Annotated in this window: 17 protein-coding genes; 3 read left to right on the top strand and 14 right to left on the bottom strand. The window is 51.6% G+C overall.

What is annotated here, in order from left to right; translation table 11 throughout:
* Window positions 1–224 precede the first annotated feature (224 nt).
* From ACI4OH_RS05715 to ACI4OH_RS05695, 5 genes are all read right to left on the bottom strand, one after another.
* A complete protein-coding gene (locus ACI4OH_RS05715; RefSeq protein WP_432646305.1) occupies window positions 225–440 on the bottom strand; it encodes a (2Fe-2S)-binding protein in 216 nt (71 codons plus the stop codon).
* Between the two features lie 42 nt (window positions 441–482).
* Window positions 483–1,577, bottom strand: a complete 1,095-nt coding sequence (locus ACI4OH_RS05710; protein ID WP_435721738.1) for a ParB/RepB/Spo0J family partition protein — start codon at window positions 1,575–1,577, stop codon at window positions 483–485.
* Window positions 1,570–2,544 carry an AAA family ATPase gene (locus ACI4OH_RS05705; protein ID WP_439784371.1) on the bottom strand — a complete coding sequence of 325 codons (975 nt, stop codon included), beginning with the start codon at window positions 2,542–2,544 and terminating at the stop codon, window positions 1,570–1,572. The genes ACI4OH_RS05710 and ACI4OH_RS05705 overlap by 8 nt, the downstream gene beginning before the upstream one ends.
* A 246-nt stretch (window positions 2,545–2,790) precedes the next feature.
* Window positions 2,791–3,552: a (S)-ureidoglycine aminohydrolase gene (gene allE, locus ACI4OH_RS05700; RefSeq protein ID WP_439784370.1), complete on the bottom strand. Its 762-nt coding sequence runs from the start codon at window positions 3,550–3,552 to the stop codon at window positions 2,791–2,793.
* Window positions 3,553–3,555: 3 nt separating this feature from the next.
* Window positions 3,556–4,794: a Zn-dependent hydrolase gene (locus ACI4OH_RS05695; protein ID WP_439784369.1), complete on the bottom strand. Its 1,239-nt coding sequence runs from the start codon at window positions 4,792–4,794 to the stop codon at window positions 3,556–3,558.
* A gap of 63 nt (window positions 4,795–4,857) precedes the next feature.
* Between ACI4OH_RS05695 and ACI4OH_RS05690 the strand changes: the two genes are divergently transcribed.
* The gene (locus ACI4OH_RS05690) at window positions 4,858–6,123 is read left to right on the top strand and encodes a PucR family transcriptional regulator (RefSeq protein WP_432646300.1); all 1,266 of its coding nucleotides are present in this window, start codon (window positions 4,858–4,860) and stop codon (window positions 6,121–6,123) included.
* A 29-nt stretch (window positions 6,124–6,152) separates the two neighbouring features.
* On the opposite strand, the gene ACI4OH_RS05685 is transcribed toward ACI4OH_RS05690, so the two are convergent.
* The 8 genes from ACI4OH_RS05685 to ACI4OH_RS05650 all read right to left on the bottom strand — a co-directional run bounded on the left by ACI4OH_RS05685 (window position 6,153) and on the right by ACI4OH_RS05650 (window position 15,994).
* Window positions 6,153–7,445 (bottom strand): M20 family metallo-hydrolase, encoded by a 1,293-nt coding sequence (locus ACI4OH_RS05685; protein WP_439784368.1) that lies wholly within the window; start codon window positions 7,443–7,445, stop codon window positions 6,153–6,155.
* Window positions 7,446–7,478: 33 nt separating this feature from the next.
* A complete protein-coding gene (locus tag ACI4OH_RS05680; RefSeq protein WP_439784367.1) occupies window positions 7,479–8,429 on the bottom strand; it encodes an NAD(P)-dependent oxidoreductase in 951 nt (316 codons plus the stop codon).
* Window positions 8,430–8,486: 57 nt separating this feature from the next.
* Window positions 8,487–9,860 carry an allantoinase AllB gene (allB, locus tag ACI4OH_RS05675; protein WP_439784366.1) on the bottom strand — a complete coding sequence of 458 codons (1,374 nt, stop codon included), beginning with the start codon at window positions 9,858–9,860 and terminating at the stop codon, window positions 8,487–8,489.
* A 12-nt stretch (window positions 9,861–9,872) separates the two neighbouring features.
* Window positions 9,873–10,937, bottom strand: a complete 1,065-nt coding sequence (locus tag ACI4OH_RS05670; RefSeq protein ID WP_439784365.1) for an ABC transporter substrate-binding protein — start codon at window positions 10,935–10,937, stop codon at window positions 9,873–9,875.
* A 34-nt stretch (window positions 10,938–10,971) separates the two neighbouring features.
* Window positions 10,972–11,955 carry an ABC transporter permease gene (locus ACI4OH_RS05665; protein WP_439784364.1) on the bottom strand — a complete coding sequence of 328 codons (984 nt, stop codon included), beginning with the start codon at window positions 11,953–11,955 and terminating at the stop codon, window positions 10,972–10,974.
* Between the two features lie 39 nt (window positions 11,956–11,994).
* Complete coding sequence (locus ACI4OH_RS05660; protein WP_432646294.1) at window positions 11,995–12,756, bottom strand: ABC transporter ATP-binding protein; 762 nt, start codon at window positions 12,754–12,756, stop codon at window positions 11,995–11,997.
* A gap of 297 nt (window positions 12,757–13,053) precedes the next feature.
* Window positions 13,054–14,358 carry a dicarboxylate/amino acid:cation symporter gene (locus tag ACI4OH_RS05655; protein WP_439784363.1) on the bottom strand — a complete coding sequence of 435 codons (1,305 nt, stop codon included), beginning with the start codon at window positions 14,356–14,358 and terminating at the stop codon, window positions 13,054–13,056.
* Between the two features lie 250 nt (window positions 14,359–14,608).
* Window positions 14,609–15,994, bottom strand: a complete 1,386-nt coding sequence (locus ACI4OH_RS05650; RefSeq protein ID WP_432646292.1) for a replication initiation protein — start codon at window positions 15,992–15,994, stop codon at window positions 14,609–14,611.
* Window positions 15,995–16,979: 985 nt separating this feature from the next.
* On the opposite strand from ACI4OH_RS05650, the gene ACI4OH_RS05645 reads away from it, so the two are divergent.
* On the top strand, window positions 16,980–17,636 hold the full coding sequence (locus tag ACI4OH_RS05645) for a polysaccharide deacetylase family protein (RefSeq protein ID WP_439784362.1): 657 nt from the start codon (window positions 16,980–16,982) through the stop codon (window positions 17,634–17,636).
* A gap of 90 nt (window positions 17,637–17,726) precedes the next feature.
* Window positions 17,727–18,365, top strand: a complete 639-nt coding sequence (locus ACI4OH_RS05640; protein WP_439784361.1) for an NUDIX hydrolase N-terminal domain-containing protein — start codon at window positions 17,727–17,729, stop codon at window positions 18,363–18,365.
* Between the two features lie 130 nt (window positions 18,366–18,495).
* On the opposite strand, the gene ACI4OH_RS05635 is transcribed toward ACI4OH_RS05640, so the two are convergent.
* Window positions 18,496–19,341 (bottom strand): class I SAM-dependent methyltransferase, encoded by an 846-nt coding sequence (locus tag ACI4OH_RS05635; RefSeq protein ID WP_439784360.1) that lies wholly within the window; start codon window positions 19,339–19,341, stop codon window positions 18,496–18,498.
* Window positions 19,342–19,370 lie beyond the last annotated feature (29 nt).

Genomic DNA, 19,370 nt, shown 5'->3' with positions numbered 1-19,370 from the left:
ATTCTTACCGCATGAACCAATTAACGGCCCATCGGACTCGCCTCCCTGCTGTGCTGGAAGTGATATTCACAAGAGGTAAGAAGTCATTTCTCGTTGACCTTTGTCTATGACTTTCTTCCTTTGTTTAATTGTATTATAGCAGGAAGGTGTAATATTGTCAAGTTTTTGCTAAAAATTTCTCGATTTTTTGTAACATGGGTATGTACTCAATGGACAAACAAAAATCAACTTTTTGTCTTCGCCGGCAGGTCATAGTCCTCCGGATAGCGCTGAATATCCTCGACCATATGCGTGATGAACTCTCTGCACTTGCCGCAGCCCGTGCTGCAGCCCGTCTTGGCAGAGACTTCATCAAAGGTTTTGGCACCGGCTGCCACGGCATCGACGATATCGCCGTAACTCACACGGCGGCAATGACAGGCAATCTTATCGCGTTTCATAAAAACCGCTTCCCTTCTAAGAATCACAGCATCACAGTTTTCTCAGTTCTTCAGCATTTCGCGAATGACCTTTTTCGTATGGTCGGAAAGGTTGTCGGCCAAATCCAGCGTCTGCTCCATGAAATCCTTAAAAGCCTGCACCTCATCGTGATTGACAGCAAGAGGCACGAAGTCAAAGTCGCTGGGCTTTTTGACTTTCGTTGAGAACACGTACTGGTATTTTTCGAGCGGCTTCTTCGCCTGCGCGAAAATGGCATCGACATCCTCGGGCTTTTCTGCCTGCTTGAGCTCCTGACGCATGGCAGGCTTGAGTTCAAGATAATACCCCATCTCATAGATGTATTCCTGCAGTTCCTGCGGAACGTCGCAGAGCATGTTCGCCGCGGCCTGCGAGATTTTACGCTGGTCGTAGGCATCGAGGAGTTCAGGGATGAGTTTTTCAAGTCGGCGGTAGAAAAAGACCGTCGCGCGGCTGACGCCAAATAACTTGGCCACGGCCGTGTTGACGTCAACGCCGGAGCCGTAGAAGGCCTCTTCTTTCTCGAGCAGGGCCATCTCGCTGTAGCAGTGAATGCGCACGGCCGAATTTTCCTTGGCGCGCTGCGCGATATTCGTCAGAATGACGATGCGGCGGGCCGTCGGTTCCGTGATCTGGTCGTGCTTGTAGACCTTGCAGGGGATTTTCTTGTACTTCTCGTCCTGCGTGACTTCGTAAAGTTCCTGATAAACCATGCGGCGCGTGTGGCCGCCAAGAATCATGTATTTGCCGTCTTCCTGCTCCCAGACCGTGCAGGGATGCCAAAGGCCGTATTTATAGACCGACTGGAAAATCAGGGCATACTGCTCGGGGCTCGGTTTGCCAAAGAAGTTCCACTCATCGGGAGCTGCTTCGAGCTTGTCGATGTCGATGAGCTCCTCATGATGAGCCGGCAGCAGGGAGTCCACGCGGTCTTCCTGTCCCTGTTCGTCCTTTGCGGGAGCCGACACAGGCTTGGCCATCAAGGCCTGCAGTTCGGCGAGGCGTTCCGGCGAGATACTCGTCCCAGCTTTCTGCGTAGGAGCCGACGACATGGCGCCGACATCATCAAATACCGGCGTCTGCTGTGCGGAAATGGAGAATTTCTGTCTCTTAGCCAATGCGGTTCAATACCTCCTCTACGAGTTTCGAATAAGCACGCGTCGCTTTGCCCGAAGGATAGGCTTCCGTCACAGGCAGATGACGCGCTTCGGCTTTATGCGCATCCTCCGAATGGGGGACAATCGTATCGAGAATCAAAGGCGCGTATTTCTGACGGATCTGCGGCACATAGTCATGGGCCACGGCCGTGCGCATGTTGATGGATTCAAAGAAAATGCCGGCCACGCGGAGATCCGGATTCGAATTGCGAATTTTTGCGGCATAGCCAAGCACCGTATCGACGCCGTCGACGGAATCGTCGGCAGCATTCACAGGAATCATAAGGTACTGCACGGCCCGCATGACCTGCGCAATCTCGTTGTCGACGGCCGGACGGCAGTCAAAGATGATGTAATCGTAAAAGCCGCTGAGCTCCTGCAACATGATTTTATACGCGTTGATGCCGAGCATGACGGCATCGAGCAGCGTCTTCGTCGTCGCCGTGTAGCGGTCGTCATTCGGGATGATGTCAACATTGGCATTCTGCGTGGAAAGCGTAAATTCCTTCATCGGTTTCGGATTGTCCGAAAGGATGTTGAGGACAGCCGAACTCAGCTGCACATCGCCGCGGTATTCCTTTGGATGGTAGCCAAAACGCTTGGAAAGATTGCCCTGCGGGTCCGCGTCGATGAGCAGCACGCGGTAATCGCGTCTGCCGAGCAGGTCCGCAAAAGCCGCTGCGGAAGTCGTTTTGCCGACGCCGCCTTTGTGGGAACAGAATGCAATAGTCTTAGCCATAAAAATAGATGCTCCTTTTCCGCCGCTTTCCAGCACGCGGCTTCTGTACTTTTGAACCACTAACTGCAAGGCCTCATCGAGAAGTGCCGTCTTCTGCCTGCCCGTGGCATCGGCCACCACGCAGAACTTTTCGTAAAGCACCTTCGATACCGACGATGAGAATCTGGTCCGAGGATTGTTTCGGGACATGAACGCCCATCCTTCCCCTGCTATCGGATAATTGAAAACTTTTTTAACTTTTTCGGTACAAAACTATCATACAAAAATTATATCACCCGCCTGTGTCAAACACAACCGCCTAAGCGAAAAATGAACGTGAAAAGCCGAAAAAGTCCAGCGCTGGACTTTTTCAAAAAAATAAGACCTGCCGAAAGGCAAGGTCTCATTCCTAAATACTTGCTAATATTCGCTTGTCACCTGTCAGACAGGGAAAGCTCAGAGCAGCACGTCGCGGTTGCAGTCTTTCGAATAGATGTAGGCAAACGGCTCGCGGCCAACGCCGTAGGCGCCCTGCGGAACGTACGGGCCGAACCACATGAAATCGCCCTTCTCGATTGGCAGCCACTGCTGTTCCATGATATACATGCCCGAACCCGTCAGAACATAAGCACCGTGTTCCTGCACGTGCGTCTCAACGAAGGAGTGACAGCCACCCGGTTCAAAAGAAAGGATGTGCATATTCATATCGAAGCCGAGGTCATCCTTCGGCAGCAGGTCTTTGATGCCGACATTGTCCATGCCTTCATAGACTTCATACTTCATCTCGTTGACATTGCCCGTGACGATATGGGCTTTCGTGCCGGCAAGCGGGATATATTTCTGCTTGTAGAACAGAAGCTTCGTGCCATCCTCTGCCGTGAAGTCTACGCCGTATTCTGCCGGAGCAAAGAGGTAGCCGCCGGCCGTCAAATCATAGACATTGTCGCCGGCCTTGACTTTAGCGCTGCCATTGACTATATAGATGAAACTCTCAACGCCTTCCTCGCTGGCCAGCGGCGTCGCCGTATGGCCGTCTTTCTGTGCCGTGATGATGTACTGGACGAAGCTGGCGCCCATTTTCGGCGAAGCGACGATGCTGACGCGGCAGCCCTTGATGGCTGGGATGACATTATTGACGAGCCCGCCTTCCGGCAGCACGGCCCAAAGACCTGGTTTTACAATGGCACGGGTGGAAAGGGGATGTTCTGGGTAACTCATAATTTATTCGCTCCAATCTTCTAACATGTGAATCACAACATTAACAGCACGCGCGAAATCTTCGGGCTCGCTGTATTCTTCCGGGCAGTGGCTGCATCCGTCTTTGCTCGGGACAAACAGCATGGCTGCAGGCACCCTGCGGGCAATCGGCAGCGCATCGTGGCCGGCGCCGCTTGCCAGGGCCATATAGGGAATTTCTTCTTCGGTCATGGCCTCGCTGAGGCGCGCCATGAGCTTTTCGTCCATCTTGACGGGGGCCACAGTCAGCTTTTCCTGTGTCTTAACGGTAAGGTCATTTGCACCAGCAGCCTTCTGGAGGGCCGCAAAGCATTCGTCCACAACCTCATCGCGGACAGCAGCGTCAAGGCTGCGCACATCGAGGGTCAGGTGAACAGAAGCCGGCACCGTATTGACCGTCCCCGGCTTTACCTCGCAGACGCCGACTGTCGCGACAACGTCAGGAGCAGCGCGCTCCGCAGCGGCTTTCTGTGCCGTCAGGATAAAGGCGGCGGCCGCTGTCAGGGCATCGGCGCGCATCGTCATCGGCGTCGTGCCCGCATGGTCGGCGCGTCCCGTAATCTCGATATCAAAACGCCGCATGCCGACAATGCCGGTCACAAGGCCAATTGGCAGTCCTGACTGATAAAGCCTTGCTCCCTGCTCAATATGGATTTCCAGGAAACCCGCGATATTTTCAAGGGGCCAGACATCTTCTGCTATTTTTTCAGGGTCACAGCCAGATCTCTGCATGGCCTCATAGCAGCTGACGCCATCTGCATCGCAATATTTTTTGAGTTCTTCACTCTTCAACTCGCCGAGCAAAGCCTTGCTCGAAAGGAAGCCGCCGCCAAAACGCACGCCTTCTTCATCATTGAAAGCGACGATTTCCAGCGTGAAGGGCAGGGTATCCGGCGAAAAATGACGTGCAATCTCAATGCCGCAGACCACACCGGCAATCCCGTCATAGGCACCGCCTTCGACGACACTGTCATAATGCGAGCCGATGATAAAGCGTTTCTCGCTTTTCCCCGGCAGAAAGCCGTGCAGGGCACCGCTGTGATCGCGGCAGGTCGAAAGGCCTGTTTCTTTCATCATTTTTTCCAGGCAGACAAGGGCATCTTCCGCTTCTTTCGTAAAGGGCAGCCTCGTCACGCCTTTTTCCGTGGCAGAATAATGGGAAAGCGCAGCGAGCTCCTGCTGGATGCGCTGGGCAATACTGCCAACCATTTGTTCTTCTAACATCACATGTATACCTCCCATAAGCCCTTCTACATGGTATAATTATCGCAAAAGGGGGAAATTCTCATGCCTACGATATCCTGGCTCATCAAGGAGAGCGGCCTCAGCAGCCTGCGTCTCCTGACTGGCCTTTCCCATGGCGAACAGATCATCCGCAGCGTCAACGTGCTCGATAATCCGGACGTCCTGAAATGGTTCCAGAAAGATGAATTCATCCTGACAACAGGCTATGTCTTTAAGGATTCACCAGAACTGCAGAAAAGCATCATCCGCAATATGAAGGAAATCGGCTGTGCGGGCCTCGGCGTCAAAGTGCGCCGTTTTTTCCGCACGGTGCCCGTGCCGCTTCTCGAAGAAGCCAGCCGCCTCGACTTTCCCGTCGTCGAGCTGCCTTTCTTCTACGGCTTTTCGACGATATCCCAGTGCATCTTTGAAGAGATTTACCGGGAGAAACTGCGCGGTGAGGGTGTCGATGAGTTGACTTCGGACGAACATCCGGCAGCTGCAAGTGCGGAAATTCCGGATCCCGATATCAGCCTTTCCGGCGGGCAGGGGCGTGCTTATTTCCTGCAGGCCCTGTTCCACAGCCGCGGTCGGCGCGGCATCAACGAGCTCAAGTCGCTCTGTGCCTTTTACGGCTTCGACTACCGCAAAGCCTGGATCTGTCTCGCCATGCCTTTGCCGGATGACCCCGACGAACGTCACAAGCTTCTTCCCATCCTGCAGGAAAATATCCCCCAGCATGTACCGGAAGGAGCCACGCTTTTCCTCTGCCACAGTGACAATCTCTGTGTCTTCTTCCTGCTGTTTCCCTCAAGCTGCCATCGCCTGCATGCCATGCATGAAGTAAAGCGCGCCATGTGGGAATTGACGGAAGATCTCAAGGCTAAGGGAATATTGCTTCCCATCGGCCTCAGCGGCTGTCACCGCCGCGTCGAAGACCTCGCCGAGAGTCTCAAGGAGAGCCTGCGCGCCATGAATCTTTCGCGCGAACTCGGACAGGACGGACCTGCCGACTACCTGACGCAGCTGCCGCTCCATTTCCTGAGCAATCAGCCGGAACCTTCGCATCTCGCGCTGCTCCTGCGCATGAACATCCTGAAGCCCTTGCTTGACTACGATGCGGCCAACGGCGCAGAGCTCGTTGAAACGCTCAAGGCTTATTTCCAGCACAATTACAACGCTGCCGCAACGGCCAAGGCCCTGTACCTGCACCGGAACACCATGACAAACCGACTGGAAAAAATCCGCGAACTCCTCGATACGGATTTCAGCAATGCCGATGAGAATTTCCTAATTTACCTGAGCCTGCTTTCGCATGAGCAGGAATGACCGGATGATTTGACATCGGTAAATTTCATTTATTCATCCGCTAAGGCATAGAGAGCTCTTGCGAGAACATCCGTACCAGCTGCGATGTCTTCAAAATCCGTCCATTCCTGCGGGCTGTGGCTGATGCCGTCACGGCTCGGCACGAACAACATGCCGACGGGGGCAAATTCACCGACGAGCATGGAATCATGAAAGGCACCGCTGATGGTCTTCATGTACGGGATGCCGAGTTCTTCGGCTGCTGCTGTGAGTTTTGCCTGAATCTCTTCACTGCAGGGCATCGGATGATCGTCGTTGTATTCCTTGCCCGTGAGTTTCACCTGCCGCTTCGCGGCGATTTCCTCGAACTTGCCTAAGATTTTCTGGGTGAGTTCTTTTTTATGCGCGAAACTTGCATCGCGCACATCGAGAGAAAAATCAACCTCACCGGGGATGACGTTGACGGCTCCCGGGATGACATTCATGCGGCCAACCGTAGCCGTCGCATAGTCATCGGGACCCAGGGAAGCTTTTGTCAGTTCCTCAGCTGCGAGCGCCATTTCCGCGCTGGCCATCAGAGCATCGCGGCGGCGTGCCATGCTCGTACCGCCGGCATGCGACTGACGGCCCGTGACCTTGAAATCGTAGACACTCGGCGCGCAGATGGTCCTGACGATGCCGAGTGTCTTGCCTTCGCGCTCGAGTTCACCCGTCTGGTCGATGTGGAGCTCGACCGCTGCTTTGACATCGCCGCGGCGGACAGGGACTTCATCGAAATGATCCACTGGGAAGTCGAGGGACTGCAAGACTTCATAGAGGCTTTTGCCATCTTTATCCTTGAGCTTCTTGGCTTCCTCAGCGCCTAATTTACCGGCCAGAGCACGGCTACCGAGACAGCCGAGGCCAAAACGCGTCGGCTCTTCGGACGTGTAGACGACTACGACAATGCTGCGTCTCGGGCGAAGCTGTGCTTCCTCCAAAAGGCGAATGGACTCAAGCCCCGCGACCACGCCGCTCATGCCATCAAACATGCCGGCATTGAGCACCGTGTCAATATGAGAGCCCGTCCAGATTGGCGCAAGCACCGGCTCCGTACCTTCGTACGTGCCGAAGATATTGCCGGCCGCGTCCTCGCGGATGCTTAAGCCCAGCTGCTGCATTTCCTGTTTGATGTAATTGCGGGCTGCGACTTCAGGCTCCGTAAAGAGCACGCGCGTCGTGCCGAATTCCGGTGTGGAATTAAAATGATTGAGATTGCGCAGGATGCGCTCGATATTGGCAGCACTGGCTTTTGGCAGTAAATCCGTCTGGAGGCTGTCTTCCTGTTCATATGCCAGATTCATGCGAATGACCTTCTTTCTGCTTGTTATCTCCTATCAGCCCATGACGTTCTGCGGCTGGCCCTGCAGATACTTCGCAACATTTTCAAAGGCGATGACCGCGCGCTTTGCGAGAGCTTCCTTCGTCGCAAAGCCGACGTGCGGTGCAAAGAGCGTATGCGGCGCCTTCAGGAGCGGATTGTCAGCAGGGATTGGCGGCTCACCGTCAAAGACATCGACGCCGGCAGCAGCAATCGTGCCGTCAGTCAGAGCTTTGGCAAGGGCTGCCATATCGACGACAGGACCGCGTGCCGTATTGATGAGAATGGCCGAAGGCTTCATCAAAGAGAGCTCTTTCTCGCCAATCAGGCCCTTCGTTGCTGCCGTCAAAGGCACATGCAGCGAAACAACGTCGCTTTCCTTTAGGAGCGTCTCAAGGTCCACCTGCTCGACACCCTCGATGTCTTTCTTTGAACGGTTATAGCCAAGCACCCTGCAGCCAAAAGCCTGTGCGACCTTGGCCGTCTGACGGCCGATCGCGCCGAGTCCGACCACGCCGAACGTCTTGCCGGAAAGCTCGAGCCCCAAGAGCCCTGCTCTCGTTTTGCCGCTGCGCACCGCTTCATCGCAGGCCGCAAGTTTGCGGTAAATGCCGATGGCGAGGCCGAAGACGAGCTCGCTGACGGCTTCATTGGCATAGCCGGAGCAGTTCGAGACGACGATGTTCTGCTGGCGGCAGTAATCCATGGCCACATGGTCGACACCCGTAAATGCTACGCTCAGGAACTTTACGTCCTGACCCTTAGACAGCGCATCTTCGCGCAGCGGCGAGTTGGCCAGCATGACAAGCGAGGCATCCTTGAGCCTTGCAGCCTGCTCCTCTGCGTCTTTGGCCTTCGTCTCGTAATAAACCATCTCCACATCATCGGGCAGGTACTTTTCTTTGAGGGCCTGTGCCTCATCTGCAGAAATACCGATTGGCTCGATGATGACCAATTTTTGACTCATGATAATTCCTCCAAATCCTTACATATCCTTCTATTCATTCTGCCGATTCATTTTACTTCATTCTATGGGTTCCGGAAGCTTGGCCGGCATGAAATGTCCCTGCGGCTTCTCGGGGAAGACGCCGTCTTCATAGATGCAGCGCCCTCTGAGGTATGTTGCCACGGGCAGGCCCGTTCCCTGAAGACCGACAAAAGCGGAAAATTTATTGAGGTACTCAAGCTGCTTGGCTTTGATTTCCCAGCCGCGCTCCGCGTCTAAAAAGACGAAATCAGCATCGAAGCCCGGCAGGAGCGCACCCTTGCGGCCCCAGAGTCCGAAGATTCTCGCTGGATTCTCGGAAAGAACCTTTGCCACGAGAAGCGGCGAAGCCCCGTGCTCCTCAACGGCGAGATTCCAGAAGCCCTGCAGCGTCGTCTGCACGCCGGAAAGACCGCCCCAGGCACCGAAAGCGCCTTTCGGGCCTGACTCGTCTTTTTCTTCCAAGGTACACGGCGAATGATCCGAGGCGACTGTGTCCAGTGTGCCATCTTCCACATAATGCCAAAGGTCCTGCATCGCTGCTTTGGAACGAAGCGGCGGTGCACATTTAAATAAGGGACCGCGCTTCAAATAATCCTCATCATCAAACAACAGATAATGCAAGCACGTTTCTGCCGTAACGTGAAGTTCCTGCTGCTTCGCTCTTTTGATGAGCATCGCAACTTCCGGATGTGAAACATGGCAGATGTGAATGCGTCCCCCCGTTTGACGAAGAATCCCGATGAGCTCCTGGACCGCCTTTTTCTCAGATGCTACGGAATGAACTGCCAAGACATCTTTTCTGGCTTTCTTTCCATCACGCAGGCAAGCTTTTTCGCCTGACTTTAGCAAATGATAATCCTCGCAATGGAATCCAGCTAAAATACCGGTAGAGCTCAATATTTTCAGGCGGTCGGCAATTTCCTTGGGCCATAGTGAGGTATAGTCACTGCTCGGTTCACTCATGAAACATTTCAGAGCTGCTGCACCGGCTTCTGCCAATCCTAATAGATGAGCGCGATTCGTACGAATCAATGCTCCCCAAAGAGCAAAATCAACATAAGAACGGCCGGTCAGATACGCTGCTTTCTTTTGCAGGATTTGTCCTGTTGCTACAGCCGGTACATTTTGCATCGACATATCAATGACAGTCGTGATGCCGCCGCGAGCCGCAGCACGACTCGCATGCGGGAAATCATCACGCCAAGTGAATCCTGGATCATTGAAATGGACATGGTCATCAATCATACCCGGCAAGATGTAGAATCCCTTTGCATCAATGACCTTTTTGGCTTCCAATGAAGATGTTTCATCAGAAATATCCACGATTTTTCCATCTTTAACGGCTAAGCATCCATATTTTATTTCCGTTGGATAAACAAGCTGACCATTCTTTATCAGTAAATCCAGCATTATCATCGCCTCTTATTTTACCGTAACCTCATCCGGATACAGCTTCTTCATCAGGCTCGTATCGACATAGCTCTTGATCTCTGGAACTTTTTTGATGCTCTTCATATCCATCATGAACTTGGCCATATTGTTCGTGCCTTCCATAAACTGATCATCGAACTTCATGGAGTATTTGTTCTTCTTGATGATGCGCAGGCAGGTCTCTTTATCGACATTGATACGCTTCGAGATGATTTCAGCAGATTCTTCCGGATGTTCATTGATGTAATCCGTGGCTTTATGCAGTGCACGCAGCACCTTTTCGACCGTTTCCGGATGCGATTTGAGGAAGGAATCCTGAACCTGAACCGTCATATAAAAGTCAATCCAATGGACATCACCCTCAGCACCAGGCAGATAGGAATGCGTGCCGTTAAAGAGCTCCTTGCCTCCCTGAGCTACGGCTTTGCCTACCCAAGGCTCCCAAGCAGCCATCGCATCAATGTCGCCTTTTTCCAAGGATGCCAGCTGATCCGATGCCTGCAGATTTACGAACTGGATTTTATTAATATCCGTACCCGTCGCTTCACACATATTGCGTACGGCAATCAGCACACCAGCGCCGTTCGTCATACCGATTTTCTTGCCTTCCAAGTCTTTTGGGCTGTTAATAGCAACGTTTTTACCTGCCACGACAGCCTGCGTTCCAGCTGCATTTGCCAAAGGAGCGACAACCTTAACTTTAACGCCATTCGCTGCAACTGAAATATTATTATAGACCGAACCAAAGCAAATTTTTGCTTCGCCGCTGGCAACGAGCGGGGCATTTTCATCCGGACCGTTCATCAGTTTATTTTCAACATCAAGACCTTCATCTTTGAAAAATCCTTTTTCTTCCGCAATAATCTGCTGGCCGGAAACCTGCGGGTCAAGCTCGCCATAAAGGGTGAGTTTGCCGCTGTCACCAGAAGAGCTCGACGCCGCGTTCTGACTGCCGCCACAGCCCGTAAAAAGTGCTGCACTGAGCGCCACACATGACCCGAGCAATAAAACTTTCTTTAATTTCGTATGCCAGATTTTTGTCATCAAATTCATCATGAGTCCCTCCTCGTGATTGTGAATCCCATCAAATTTATTTTTCTACTGCCTTGCCACCATTGATATTCTTCCAACGGAAGAGCTTTTTCTCAAGGATGGAAAGGAAAGCATAGAAAACACTGTACTCAAGACCTATCAAGGTCGCTGCTAGGAACATATCGGCCATTTTAAACCAGTTCTTCGCATTGACGATGATATAGCCAAGTCCTCTGTCTGCCCCCATCATTTCAGCAACGACAAGTGCCGAAAACGTCAAGGCCAAGCTGATTTTCATACCATCAAAGATAGTCGGCAGAGCAGAATTGAGAATGACCTTCGTAAAGATCTGTCTGTCCGTTGCACCAAGGCTTTTGGCGGAACGAATCAATAGAGGATCCGTATCCCGGATGCCATTTTCAATATAAATCAGCATTGGAATAAATGTTGCGTAAGCAATCAAAGCGATTTTGGAAGCCTCTCCGATGCCAAACCAAATGATAAACATTGGCAGAAAGGCGAATACCGGAATCGGTCCAATCATGTTGAGCACTGGAGAAAGGATGTTGTCCGCGTCCCGGCTCATGGCAATCATGATGCCGACAACCAGTGCCGCGACGACGCCGATGACAAAACCGACGATCATGCGGTAGAAGCTGATGCCGATGTGCAGGAGCAGCGTACCGTCAAGCAGGTAATCATAGCCCGTTTCAATGACCGTAACCGGCGACGGCAGGAACACCGGATTGAACCAGCCGCTCTGCGTGTTGAGGTAAGCTACGAGCTCCCAAATGCAGAAGAAGAAAAACAGCGACAGGATTTTGTAAAACCGGTCTGCCTTGGCTCTGCGTGCATCGCGGTATTTTCGCGGAATGACTTTTTCCTCAAAATCCGGCTCCGGTGCATACTGCGAAAGGACCAGGCCGTCAAAGCACATGAGCTCCAAATTCTTATTTTTCTTCGCAGCAGCCATATCAGCCGCACTCGCTTCAGCGGGTACATCCGGTATGGCTGCTGCATCGTTCATTTTCATCGTTGCCATGGTTTCTGCTCTCCTTTATCGATCAATTCCTCACACGGCTTATTCTGCAATGACCATTTCGTCGGCCGGTGCATCGGCGATGCTGTGTGAGAAGAGGTCCACATATTCTTCAAATTTCGGGCTGCGGATGTTGCGCGGCCGCGGCAGCTCGATGCGCTCATCAAGGGCAACCTGTCCATCTTTGAGGATGACCACACGGTCGGCCAGATAAACGGCTTCGGGGACGCTGTGCGTGATGAAGAACACCGTTTTCTGCGAAAGCTGCCAGATGCGAATGAGCTCCTTGCGCATGGAATCACGCGTCAGAGCATCGAGGGCGCCGAGAGGCTCGTCCATGAGGAGGACCTTCGGATCATTGGCAAGGGCTCTTGCGATGCCAACGCGCTGGGCCATGCCGCCTGAGAGCTCGGCCGGATAGGAATTTTCGTATTCCTCGAGGCCGATCATCTTGATGTATTTATCGGCGAGCTCCTTAGCGTCATCGCGTTTTTTGAGGCGCGGCCCAAACTCGATATTCTGCCGGACCGTGTACCAGGGGAAAAGTGCGTGCTGCTGGAACACGACGCCGCGTTCCTCTGACGGCCCATCGACATCCTTGCCATCCACGCTGATGCGTCCTTTATCCGGCTTCAGGTAGCCTGCCAAGAGATTCAGAAGCGTGGATTTGCCGCAGCCGCTCTTGCCGAGCACACAGATGAATTCACCGGTCTCTATCTTGAGATTGACATCTTTGAGGATGTATTTGGGCTTGCCATTGACAATATCAAAAGCTTTGTGAACGTACTGAAATTCCACACCCATTGTTTTCCCTCCTAAGTTCTTAATGCACACACAAACGAAAAAGGCGCAAGCCCGATTATAATCAGGTTTGCGCCATTGCAAAGTCTTGCTCGTTCTTTTATTCTCAAGAGCTTGTGCCTTGTTCTCTGCTCTCGATGGTTTTATTATAGGAGACTCCATGTACTCGAACAATGTTCAGTTTTCATAAAAACAGCGCATTTCACTATTCAATATGAACACGATATAGCAAGCATGATGCGCACAAAAAAATGACCTGCAGCAACAGCAGGCCATTTTTCGGAAAGGATTGGAGAGGGATTACAGTGGCGATGCAGGCTTCCTTGCGGGAGAAAGTGAAGCTGACTGCAAAGTATAATTAGCCACAGCCGCAGAAGCTGCAGGAACCACTTCATGGTCAAAGATCTCACGGTGGAACTCGCCCTCGCTGACCGCGATGATAAGGGCAACCATGACATCATCGATGACGTTGAGGACGGTGCGGAACATGCCCGAGAACCAATCGATGCCGGCGAGCAGGGCGACACCTTCAATCGGGAGTCCGACGGCCGGCAGGACGATGGCCAGGGCGACAAGACCGCCGCCAGGGACGACAACCGTACCAAGCGTAGCTAAGGTAGCCATGACAACGATCGTGACCTGCTGGCCAATGCTGAGCTCAATGCCAAAGAACTGGGCGACCGTGATGCAGGCCAAAGCGAGGTAAAGGGCAAGGCCGTCGCTGTTAAGCGTCATGCCAAGGGGATTGATGAGGCGCGACACCCTGCGGCTGATGCCAATCTTGTTCTCAGAGTCGGCCATCTTTACAGGCAGCGTGACGGCCGAAGACGTCGTCGTAAAAGCGACAATGCCCATGTTGAGCACCTTATGTGCTAAAGCAAATGGGGAAACGCGAGCATAGAGCGAAGCCATCGTAATGCCGGCCGTCAGGATGGCAGCGGCACCAATTGCCATGGCACCGAGGAATTTAAACAGCGGCAGAATGACGGCAAAGCCGTACTTGCCGATCGCCCAGCCGAGCAGCGAGAAGATGCCGACAGGAGCGAGTTTCATGACAAGGCGGACAATCGTCAGCAGGCATTCATTGCCCACACGCACGAGATGCAGGAGTTCCTTGCTCTGCGTGCGTTCCATGACAATGTTGATGGCCACGCCGAGGAACAGGGCAAAGACGATGACCTGAATCGTGTTGCCATCGGCGATAGACTGCACGATATTCTTAGGAAAGAAATTCGTGATGATCGAAGCAAGCGTCGCATCGGAACCCTTGACATTCGTCGTGAGGTCCTGTCCATACGAGATGCCCGCGCCCGGCGTCAGAATGTTGGCGAGAATCAGGCCAATCGTAGCCGCGGCCACCGTCGTGATGCTGAAGCCGAAAAATGCCTTCGTGCCAAGACGTCCGAGCGAATGCAGGTCCAGCGAGGCAATGGCCTCAACCACAGACCCCATGACGAGCAGGACAATCGACATCTGAATGAGTCTGAGGAAAATATCCCCGACAAATTTTAACTGGACCATCAGGTCGCTGGCCACATAGCCCGCGGCCATGCCTAATATCATCATAATAAAAATCGAAGTCGTTAGACTGACGTGCTTCCTCATAATGCTCCCTCCCGAGTAAAATAAAAATGGTGCAAGTCCCGCGCCACTCGGCACGACTTACTTGCACCATTGCAATGTCCTGTTCTCAAGAACAATTTTATTATAATTTCTAAAAACCGGTCTGACAATGTACAGATAGACTATTTTCAGCAAAATGAACTATGCATATTATCCATATACAAAAGACTGTGCGGAAAATATTCTGCACTTGCCCTGAAAAAGTCCAGTACTGGACTTTTTCAGAGTTCCTTTACTCAAACAAAGATGTACTTCTGACCGCCTTAATCTCTCCCGCCATCATCTTGCCTAAAACCACCTGCGTTAAGAGCCTGTATTCGCGGTATGTTTTTTTGCGCGAGCAAGCATGCTCCTTATTGAAGCCCTTGCGTCCGGCCAGATACTCAAGCTGGGATATGTTTTTCTTGATGAAAGTCAAGAGGTCCGACAAAGTCAGATTGCTGACATAATCTTTTGCCTGCTGCTGATAAGCGGCGATGCGATGCTGTTCATCCTCTTCTTCCTGAATGTTCTTCATGCGTTCCTGAAGTTCACGGTTCTGAATCCGTGCATTGCCATGTTCCAAAGCCTTGTTTTGGCAATTCGCAGCTGCAGCCCAGTCCTGCTTGACAGCTGTGATGAAATATCTGCCATACGTATCCGGGTCTTTTTCTTTGCCAGCCTGTCTGTCATTGCGGATCCGATCAAAAACCATATGAAAATTGCTGACGATGCGATCATCGGACATGCCATCGAAGTTATCCCGAATATACTTGGGATCAAAGCCTTTATCACAGGCAATGCTGAACAGGACCAGTACGCGTTTGCTGAACTTAGCCTGCAGGGTTTTGACGAGTGCAGGAGCGAGCTGCGGGAAATAGGTATCGGCATTCGCCTCTTTGCTGAAGCCAAAGACGATCGTAGTAGCCTTGCGTCCGCGGCTGCCATCGTCTTCGATGAAGAAATCTTTGTAGCTGGTATGGCGGTGAATTTCTTCAATGGAAGAGTTGATGACCTTCCTCTTGAATTCTTTATAGGAGGATTCTGGATATAAGTCAATCTCCTGACGAAACTGGTCGATGGGGATTTCATGAATGTCCATGCGGTCAAGATTGCGCAGGTAAATGAAGATACGCATGGAGACGATGGTGTCGAGTGCCAGTATATCTTCAATATCCATCGTAATATAGGTACCCTCTTTAAGATTGAATAGATATTGATTTAATCTCGGAGGGATGCTGACGTTAAGGATATGGGTCCGACGATTATAGGAGAGTTCTGAGATAAAATTAGCATGGTAGATGTCTTGTTCGCCATTGCTGTCTTCTCTTGACCGAAGGTCGATATAATTCTGTGATAATTTTGTGAAGAGTTCTGCTACGATCATACCTCTGGCCTTGCGTGAATCGATATTAAGCTTATCGGCAAAACGTAAAGCATCAAAGGAGTACATCGTCCCCTGCTCTGGTACATGATGTTCATCCATAGAAGCGATAAAGAGGTACCACGCCTTAAGCTGATTCTTGCTCAAAGAGTACTTAGCTGTAGCAAACTCTTTGGCAATTGACATCTGTCCGGTATCTCTGGGGATGAGAAAGACAGAACGATGCGATAACGTCATATTGTCTTCGCTTGGCATGACTGTCTCTCCTTTCGTCTCTCAGTAGTTGTTGCTATTTATTATACATGAGATAGAAATGAAACAGAAGGGATGCTCACAACCTTTTTAGACACTTTTCTTTTTTCTCTGTACTAGTACTTATAGTATTAAGTATAGTATAGTAGGGTGAAAAGTGTCGCGTTCGGTTGTGGCCGCAAACCCGCATGATCTCTATGTTTTAAAAAAGTGTCGCGTTCGGTTGTGAAGGAAAGGTGTCGCGTTTGGTTGAAAGGTGTCTAAAAAGGTTGTGGCACCAAAATGCCCGCAAAGCCTTGCTATTACTGGATTCTTGCCCAAAAACGCTGCATTTAAAGGTGTCGCGTCCGGTTGTGACCGAAAAACGTGAAGCCCAAAATGAAAAATTGCAAACCCGCAAAGCCTTGCTGTGTCTAGGTTTTTGCTCTGAAAAGGGCCAAAATACAAAGCGAAAAAGGTGTCGCGATCGGTTGTCAAATTTTGGAAGGTGTCGCGTTTGGTTGTCAAAAGGTGTCTAAAAAGGTTGAAATATGCACAGGAAGTGATAGTTATCAACATGTTATGCACAGATTATCAACAGAGTTATCCACAGAAATTGGGGGGGGGCTTTATCCGGTTGGTCTACAACCGATTGCGACACCTTTCTCTATCGTCAGTTTGGAGTTTCTGCGTACGGCTTGGAGCTTTGACGAACTCAGTTTGGAGTTTTTGCGAACTGAACCGGCCAATTGACGCCGATTCAGCAGGGAAAATGCTGATTTTCTTGCTGAAAACGGTCTTTTTTCGAGGAAGAAGTCATATGGATGCGATAAGAATACAGAAAATTTCTTCTCTTGGTACGCAAAAACTTGAAACTGAGCAGGCAGTTCACAAAAACTCCAACCGAAAATGCACGTCAAGTATAGTCAGTTGGCAGGAAGATGCCGCTCTTTGGCGAATTCTTTCGTTAAGAAATGAAAGTATCCTTAATTGTGGGGAGGGGAGTTTCTTGCGAAAGAAGAAATTTTTTCTGGCCGCAGCATTGACTGCGATGATGATGGGGATGTCGTCGCTGCCGGCCGCCGTGCCGTCGGCGGAAGCCAGCGTTGAGACTATGACGGCAGGAAATGCGGACATGAAGTATCCGTATGTGCATCTGAAGGATGATGCTGCCATCGAAGTGAAGATCAATGCGGATATCCGCAGCCAGCTCGACGATATGAGGTACGGCTTGGGCTATCATTATGACCAAATAAGCACGTCATATCAGTGCAAGTACGAAGGTCAGCGCTATGTCTCGCTGATTCTCTGTGTCTGGACGTACAATCATGGCGCTGCTCACGGCATGCCGCACTATCGGGGCGTGACGTACGACAAGGAAAACGGCGAACGCGTTTCGATCCGCGATTTCGTGAAGATCAGCTCGGATGATGCCGACCGCATTTATAATCTGCCTGTCTTCAGCATCAGCGGCAAGCTCATTCCAAAGTACGATCTTTTCAGCGAATATGCCGATACGCCTTTAAGCGGCAATTTCTTCCTGGCCGGTCACGGTCAGATTGGCCTGATTTATCAGCCGTATCAGCTGGCGGCCTTTGTTTACGGCATGACGAGCATCATTTTGCCGACGAGTCTTGTCGAAGAGCTCAACGAAAAGAATCCTTGATAAAATTGTGGCAAGGCGGAGCAAAATGACGTAACGTGCATACAGCAAGGCGAGAATGCACATAGCAAACAGAAAAAGAGGTCTATCACCATGACAGAGCAAAATATATCTTCTAAACAGCAGTGGCTTGACTGGATTGCGAAAATCCAGAGTATTGCGCAGGCGGGGCTGTATTACAGCCATGACCGTTTTGAGCTTGAGCGCTATCAGGAGCTGCGCGACATCGCGGCAGAGATGATGGCGGCTGAGGCCGATCTGCTGCTTGCTAAGGTCAAGGACCTTTTCTGCAATGAGACAGGCTATCAGACGCCGAAGATCGATACACGCGCCGCTGTCTTTCAGGATGGCAAAATCCTGCTCGTCCATGAAGGCACGGGCAAGTGGTCGCTGCCCGGCGGCTGGTGCGACGTTGACCAGTCGGTCGCGGACAACACCATAAAAGAGGTCAAGGAAGAAGCGGGCCTCGACGTCGCCATCACCCGCGTCATTGCCATTGACGACTGGCGTAAGCACAATAAACGCAATCATCCCTATGGCGTCATCAAGATTTTCTCGCTCTGCAGGGTCCTTGGCGGCTCTTTTGAGCCCAATATCGAGACGACCGAAGCGAAGTATTTTGCGGAAGGGGAGCTCCCGCAAAACCTTGCGCTCGAGAAAAACAGTCCCGAACAAATCAAACGCTGTTTTGCCGCCTATCACACGCCCGACTGGCAGACCACGATGGACTGAAAAGCAGTATAGTCGGGGAACAATACAAAAACAGGCATCTCATGAAGAAAATTTCATGGCATGCCTGTTTTTTGATGAAGTCGCTAAAGCCTGCAGCTGTCAGAGCCGCCTAGGCTATTATGCTGTCCGTTTATTCCTTTTTACCTTCGACACAGATCCAGCCTTCGGTCGATTCGATATGGATCTCGACGTTCGTAAAGCCGGCCTCGCGGAAAATGCGGCCGAATACTTCAGGAGTCGGGTTGTAAAGGTGGTAGCGGATGATATTTTCCTGTACAGCATCACTGAGGTCCGGACGGCCGTAAATCTCGGCGATGAGCAGGAATGTTCCGCCTGGTTTAAGCACGCGGTAAACTTCCTTGAGATTTTCCGGCGGGTCTGGCCAGAAGTAGAAGCTCTCGACCGTCGTGATTTTGTCAAAGCTGTCGTCCTCAAAGGGGAGCTTCTCGACAGAGCCCTCGAGGATGTCCATTTTGCCGTCTTCGATGTCGTCGGCATTGAGCTTGCGCGATTCCTGCACGGATACTTTGGAATAATCCACTCCTGTCAGATGGCCCGTTTTGATGCGCGCACTCATGTGCTTGAGGTTGGCGCCGCCGCCGCAGCCGATGTCGAGGACGTTTTCGTCGCCGCGCCAGTCAAAGTGCGAAAGGCCCCACATCGTCAGGGCCGCATGGCTCTCATTCATGCGCGCGAGCATTTCCTCGCCGGCCGTGCCGGTCGGCTTGGCCGGATTGCCCTCTTTCGTGACTTCTTTTTGATGCTGTTCTTCTTCATCTGCTGCCACACCGACAATCTGGCGGACCATGTCGCCAAGGTCGACTTTCGCGACAATCTTATCGGCGACTTTGTTCATCATGGAGTCAATCTCATCATCGCTGGCAAGCTCATCGGCCTTTTTATTGAGGATGGCCTCGATTTTTGCATTTTTATCGTTTAAAGCTTTTAAATCTTTTTCGGACAGATCACTCATCATTATACCTTCTTCCATCTGTTTGTGTTGCT

This window comes from Mitsuokella apri, assembly GCF_051886055.1.
Taxonomy (GTDB): Bacteria; Bacillota; Negativicutes; order Selenomonadales; family Selenomonadaceae; genus Mitsuokella.
Note: the sequence above shows the minus strand (reverse complement) of the source record. Positions and strands in the feature narration are given on the sequence as shown.